The sequence below is a fragment of the Rhodococcus sp. (in: high G+C Gram-positive bacteria) genome, from assembly GCF_049299235.1.
In the GTDB taxonomy this organism is placed as follows: Bacteria; Actinomycetota; Actinomycetes; order Mycobacteriales; family Mycobacteriaceae; genus Rhodococcus.
On the sequence record NZ_JBAQXC010000292.1, the window covers coordinates 1 to 5,599 of the forward strand.

7 protein-coding genes are annotated in these 5,599 nt (G+C 64.5%); 3 read left to right on the forward strand and 4 right to left on the reverse strand.

The annotated features are described in order from the left end of the window. Positions 1-139 precede the first annotated feature (139 nt). Both WAX14_RS17540 and WAX14_RS17545 read right to left on the reverse strand, forming a co-directional pair. Complete coding sequence (locus WAX14_RS17540) at positions 140-355, reverse strand: hypothetical protein (RefSeq protein WP_422629330.1); 216 nt, start codon at positions 353-355, stop codon at positions 140-142. A gap of 50 nt (positions 356-405) precedes the next feature. Continuing rightward, positions 406-765 (reverse strand): hypothetical protein, encoded by a 360-nt coding sequence (locus WAX14_RS17545; protein ID WP_422629331.1) that lies wholly within the window; start codon positions 763-765, stop codon positions 406-408. A gap of 336 nt (positions 766-1,101) precedes the next feature. On the opposite strand from WAX14_RS17545, the gene WAX14_RS17550 reads away from it, so the two are divergent. After that, complete coding sequence (locus WAX14_RS17550) at positions 1,102-1,251, forward strand: hypothetical protein (RefSeq protein ID WP_422629332.1); 150 nt, start codon at positions 1,102-1,104, stop codon at positions 1,249-1,251. A gap of 380 nt (positions 1,252-1,631) precedes the next feature. After that, positions 1,632-1,946, forward strand: a complete 315-nt coding sequence (locus tag WAX14_RS17555) for a hypothetical protein (protein WP_422629333.1) — start codon at positions 1,632-1,634, stop codon at positions 1,944-1,946. A gap of 211 nt (positions 1,947-2,157) precedes the next feature. Here the strand turns inward: WAX14_RS17555 and WAX14_RS17560 are convergent, their stop codons facing one another. Next, entirely contained in the window at positions 2,158-2,466 is a 309-nt protein-coding gene (locus WAX14_RS17560) for a hypothetical protein (protein ID WP_422629334.1), read from the reverse strand. A gap of 1,406 nt (positions 2,467-3,872) precedes the next feature. Between WAX14_RS17560 and WAX14_RS17565 the strand changes: the two genes are divergently transcribed. Then, positions 3,873-5,189 carry a hypothetical protein gene (locus WAX14_RS17565; RefSeq protein WP_422629335.1) on the forward strand — a complete coding sequence of 439 codons (1,317 nt, stop codon included), beginning with the start codon at positions 3,873-3,875 and terminating at the stop codon, positions 5,187-5,189. A gap of 17 nt (positions 5,190-5,206) precedes the next feature. On the opposite strand, the gene WAX14_RS17570 is transcribed toward WAX14_RS17565, so the two are convergent. Beyond that, positions 5,207-5,446 carry a hypothetical protein gene (locus WAX14_RS17570; RefSeq protein WP_422629336.1) on the reverse strand — a complete coding sequence of 80 codons (240 nt, stop codon included), beginning with the start codon at positions 5,444-5,446 and terminating at the stop codon, positions 5,207-5,209. Between the last annotated feature and the right edge of the window lie 153 nt (positions 5,447-5,599).

Genomic DNA, 5,599 nt, shown 5'->3' on the forward strand with positions numbered 1-5,599 from the left:
GGTCTGTGCCGACGTCGGCGCAGACCCCACCGGTGAACCGTCGATAGTGCTCCCGTCCGGGCCCGCCCGCGCCGCGATGTGTGATCAGGAGGGCATCGATCCCTGCGGGGGAGGGGCGGAGCGTGCCGGGAGGGGAGGGTCAGGCGGCGATGGAGGAAGCGAGGATGGCGCGCCGGTCGTCGTCGGTGATCCCGGCCTGGGAGTTGGTGTCGGCGGCGTAGCGCTGCGCGGCCTCGAGGGTGGGCCACACGTTGAGCCGGCTGTAACCGGCGGTGCCCTCTTCCACGGCGATGACCCAGAATCCATCCTCGTCGCGGTAGGACTCGTCGGTGTGCAGTGCAATGCGAGATGCCATGGTGGCGTTGCCTTTCGGTAGAAGAGTTCGGGTGGGGAAGGAGTCGGGTGTCAGTGGCCGTAGCGGGCGGTGAACTCGATGCGGATCGCGGCGATGTCGTCGCTGCTCGCGTCCAGGTTCGCCCGGTCGGTGTGGCGGCGGATACCGGCGTCGGTCAGGTCCGCCGGGGTGGGCGGCTGGCTGCGGACCGATTCCGCGGCGATCTTCGCGGCGATCGCGCTGACATGGCAGGGGAGAAAACGCACGACTACTCCTGTGGTCTCGATGTGGATGGGCCCGGTGTGCTCGGCGTGGCTGCCGAACCCCTGCGGGATCGGGAAGGTCGGGTGACCGTCGACGCTGCTGCGCAGCGACCGCTGTGTGGGTGCATCACCGGTGGGGACTTCTATTTCATTGTGGCAGAAACCCATTGGCGAATTTTCGGGCAGTGATCCGGGCCGTTCGGGGAGGGATCCGATCGCCGGTCGGTCACGCAGGTGCGATCGGTCGCGATGATCGCGCCGGTCGGGGTATCGATGTTCCCGTCCTTGCCGGACGGCAGCTCGTCGCCGCATGTGAATTGCTGCGAAACATGTTGTGGTAGAAGGTCAGATGCTTCTTCTATAGGGGGTCATCCGCGGGACTCGGTGCGGTGTGCTCGACGCCGAAGTGCGATAACCTGACAAGCGAACACGAAGGGCGCAGCTGCGCTGGGTGTGAGGCTGTCAACGAGAGGAAGTGGACGACACAGGGAAGCCGCCAAGAACATGATCTTCGGTGCCAAGGGGGGTCAGAGCAAGACGACCAGTTCCGCGGCGCTCGGAGCGTCCCTGGATTGGCTGAACGAGGCGCTGGCCGACCGGGGCGACGGCGATCGGAGCGACGATTCCGATCCCAGTGTGGACTCCGGTTCCTGACAACGGCCTCCCCGGAGCCGCTGCCCGGCGATAGGCGATGTGCTGCGCAGTGGAGGGGGAACACCGTGTGGATCCGGGAAGGGCGTGTCTTCCTGGACGGTAACGCCGAGGAACGTGGCCGGCTCGACTGCGGCGGCCATCTTCATCCGGACCGCCCCGGCCACCGGAATGTGACGACGAATCCGAACCGGGCCGGTTCTGACGTTCAGACCGAACATCAGGTCGAGCACGAGCCCGCCGGTTGTGCTCGGTTCGGCGACGAATGCTCGTGACTCGGCATCGTCCTCACGGTGCGACGTCGACATCAAGGCCTGAAACGCCGTGTCGGTCCCGCGCGATACCCTGCCTAGTCACACCGGGAGACACGAACGGGGCCACGCATGAAACAGTTCCTCGCGTTCGTTGCCGTCATCATGGTTCTCGGCCTCGTCATCGATCACTGGCGGCTCATTCTGGGACTGGGCGTTGCCGTTGCGCTCGTCGCAGCAGCAATCGAGTTCACCGCCAAGGCGGGGAAACTGGTGCGTGAGGCATGGGAACAAGCACGTCTGAGGAAGCGGGATCGATCCGAGAACGCTCGGATGGAACGGTCCCGGCTGAAAACCAGAGCGGACGCGCAGCACGAGTTGTACATGAAAGGCGACAGCAGGGGCGTGTACGGCGAGTTTCCCCCTGCCGATCTCGACAAACTGTGATCGGTCGGTGAGTGGAGAAGGCGCGATCAGCTGAGGACCGCCTGCAGCCGGAAGGATGCAGGCGTCCGGTGAGCCACTCGGCGTGAACGGCGGGATGGCACGCCCGGGCCCCGGTGATCCGGCCGGCCACGTTCGACCGGTGGCGCGGTCGGCCCGAAGCCGGTTGCGTGCACCCTGTTTCCGTTTCCTCCGGTGTCGGTCAGAGCGTGGACTACACCAGCGGTCCGAACAGTTTGTCGGCGAACCAGGTGGCTTGGCTCTGGGGGTGGGCGGTGTCGAACGTGATTCCGGTCAGCCGCCCCTGGAAATCGAAGCGCCCGGTGTACCGGCCCGGACCCATCTGGAACGTGAACTCGTCGTCTGTCGCCCGGGTGTCCGTGAGCGGTGTGAACCCCGCCTTGCCATGGACATTGGCCTTCCCGGTGAACGAGCCGTCGGGGTCTTCGTCGGCGACTTCTACGTGCAACGTGAATCCGTTGCTCTGATGCAGATCCCAGTCGCCTCGTACGTCCTTGGCCATGGTCGTATCCTTCCTTCTCGTCAGAAACGCCCCTTCGGGCTGGCCCGCAGGCCTTGGGTTCCCGCCCGGTTGCCCGGGGCCCGCCGCCGCGATCTGCGGCGACAACCCCGCTCCCGACGGTGTCGAGTGGTGTGGACGGGACGATCCGAGCCTGTCGGAAGCGAGAACGGCTGTCGCGGGTAGTTCACTACTCGACTTCGCGTAAGCGCTTGGGGTGGGGTTGGGTGTGGCCGGAGTCGGATGGCCTGCCGACACGGTGCGAGCGTCGGGCATCGACCGGTCAGCGATCCCGGTCAGCGATCGGAGGGCCCCTTCTGGATGTGGTAGTGGGTGAGCGGTGCAGCGGCGAGGGGTGCCGAGAACCGATTCCAGGCACGGGACGTGCATTCCCCGGTCGTTCGGTGCGGGCGGCGTCGGGCGCACCACAGGATTCGCATCGCGCGATCGGATCAGCTGTCATGGTCGGCCCCGTTCTCGAAATGGCCCGCACCTGATTGATGTTCGCGCGCATTACAGTTCAAGGAAGGTGCCCAGGTCACACGATCTTGTATGGTCGGTGATCTGTTCGAACGCGAGGAGTTCTGATGCCTGTCCCATATCCGCCGCCCGAGAAGCAGCCTGTTGTCATGTGTCACATCGACGGGTGCTGCTACCGACGTCATTCGACTCGGCTGGGTCAGCCGATATGCCAGCAGCATGAACGCATGGTCGACCGATTCGGCAGGGTCGACCAGCCGCTCAATTTCGGGAGCGTCGAGTTCAAGTACACGCGGGACGGCTATCCCGATCCGCGCTGATTGCAGTACAGCTGGAGTGAGTGCCAGATGGCCGAGGCGAACGGATCGTAGGTACCGGTGATGGCCCCGACCGCCTCGGCGAAGCTGTCGAGCACTTCGCGCAGGGTCGCGTGGCTCGGCGGACCGAATGTGGCGCTCTGCGGTCGATCGGGGCGCGGCGGTCGATCGGTCGAGCAGCGCCGGCACCCCACACCGCCGGATAGAGCTGGTCAGCAATGCCGCGCCGGGACGCGTCGCAGGAACTGTGGGATCGCGCCGGCGGCGTGCAACTCGGCGCGGCGCAGATGCTGCCGGGCATCGCTTCCACAGGGCGTGACTGGTTCCCGAGCCGGGTTGCACGTGGGCTGTTCGACGATCGTCGAACAGCCACAGTCCGTCGACCGATCGAGATCAGGTCATCTGCTCTGTGCAGCGCCGTGGACCGGCCCAGAGAATCTCGACTATTCAACGGCCCTTACCCATGGTCGCGCGTTCACCTTCACCTACACGGTCTTCCACCTCCGGCGTTCGATGTCCGCCTGTTAATCTGCTGTGCCAGTCAGAGGTGGGTGCTGAAAGATCCAGCACACGGGGTCGCCGCTGACATGAGGTGGACCCGGAGAAGCTGACTTGGCACCGAACAAGATGATCGCCCTCGCCGCAGCAGTCGTTGCTGTCGTCACCGCAGGTGTAGTCGGAGCGGGAATCGCACTGCGACAACACGGTGGCGCAGATACCGCCGGCACGGATCCGGCGCCTGGGACCTACGCGAGCGCGCCGAGATGGGCGTGGAGCTACAAGCTGGCAGATTCGAACCCGTCACTGCTGTTCACGACGGACAACCGCGCCTTGATCTCAACGAAGATGTCGGACGGGAAGGCGACATCCGAGCACATCATCGCCGTGGATCTCGTTTACGGGCGCACGTCATGGGAGCAGCAACTCCCCTCTGGAGCCCAATGCGGCACGGGGCCACGGTACAAGCCGGACAGCACCATGGTCGTGTGTGTCGACATCACGAGCGGTCGCTTGATCATCCTCGACGCCGAGGACGGAACGACGCTCGGGACGCCCTATGTCGGTCAGTCGAATCCAAATGTTGTCGTCTCCGGAAACACGATCTATTCCTGCACTGCGGATCAGGGGGTCCTCAATTTCCAGTCGGGGACTGCGACCGATCTGTCCGAGAACTTCTCGGTGCACATTGCCGACGGAGAACGGGGAAACTGCGGCTTTATGGTGGAGGGCTCCTACGCGGTCGTCTCCGGCTCCGGGAACAAGACGACCGCCATCGTCGACTCCCAAGGAACCATCACCTACCAGTCTTTCGATTCCAGCGCACAGTTCTTCGGCGAGGACTTGCTGACGTCCTACGTGTACGACGACAAGACCCGCGAGTTCCCCACCTTCGCCACGATCATCGACGTCAACGGCGACAAGAAGTACAACCGCCTGTTCTCCGGGGCCACGGTCTTCACTCTGCCAGGGCGCCGTTCCGCGGACGTGTACATCGAGAAGAACGGGACCGTTCGACACCGCGTCACCGGCGACGCCCTCTGGAAATACTCGAACCCGGACGACATGTCTGTCGTCGGCGCAGTCGGCGACGTACTCGTCATGTTCGAGGACGCGACGACACTGCGCGGTTACGACATCACCACCGGGCGGGTGCTGTGGTCCGTTCCGGTGACCGCCCTGTACAAGGGCGGGAAGCCACCCGCGGGAGTCAACCTCGAAAACGAGTTCTCAGGCATGGGCCTGATATGGCGTTTCGCTGGGGACGGCGAAACGCTCGTCGTGTCGACCGGAAACCTGCTTACCGGTATCAACGCCCAAACCGGCGACATCACCTGGGAAAATGGCGCCAACGGCTTCGTCTTCGCGCAGCAGAGCAACTACCTGCTGCTACGCAACGGAGAGCACATCACCGCCATGAAGTTCGAATAGCCCTGTCGCGGAAATCGTTACGACGACCATGGGACCGCGGTTGGGGTGCATCGCAGGGACGCCAGCGACTCGACCGGTCCGCGTTCGTTGATCGGCAGGGATGGACGGGGGACGTGGCAGGGCGCACCGTGCAGGTCAGCGCTGAACGCGATGTTGTAGCGCGCGGCGCCGTCGTGCGGGTTCGAGCTCATGACGACGGATCGGCTCAGGCTGCCGGGGGTGGTGGTGGAGGTGGTGGATGAACCGTTGCGGTACATCTGAACCGTGTGCTGCGGTGGTCGGTGAGGTTGTCCCGTAAGTCGTAGAAATTGAGGTGGCGGTCCCAAGCTCGATCCCTGCCATGTGGTAGGCATCGGGCGTCTGCCAAGACACACCAACAGCAAGGGACCGCCGTGAAGAAGAGTAGCCAG

What these genes read in the sequence shown, in the direction of transcription:
- WAX14_RS17540 (WP_422629330.1), bottom strand. Translation starts at nt 355, where the DNA reads ATGGCATCTCGCATTGCACTGCACACCGACGAGTCCTACCGCGACGAG.
- WAX14_RS17545 (WP_422629331.1), bottom strand. Translation starts at nt 765, where the DNA reads ATGGGTTTCTGCCACAATGAAATAGAAGTCCCCACCGGTGATGCACCC.
- WAX14_RS17550 (WP_422629332.1), top strand. Translation starts at nt 1,102, where the DNA reads ATGATCTTCGGTGCCAAGGGGGGTCAGAGCAAGACGACCAGTTCCGCG.
- WAX14_RS17555 (WP_422629333.1), top strand. Translation starts at nt 1,632, where the DNA reads ATGAAACAGTTCCTCGCGTTCGTTGCCGTCATCATGGTTCTCGGCCTC.
- WAX14_RS17560 (WP_422629334.1), bottom strand. Translation starts at nt 2,466, where the DNA reads ATGGCCAAGGACGTACGAGGCGACTGGGATCTGCATCAGAGCAACGGA.
- WAX14_RS17570 (WP_422629336.1), bottom strand. Translation starts at nt 5,446, where the DNA reads ATGTACCGCAACGGTTCATCCACCACCTCCACCACCACCCCCGGCAGC.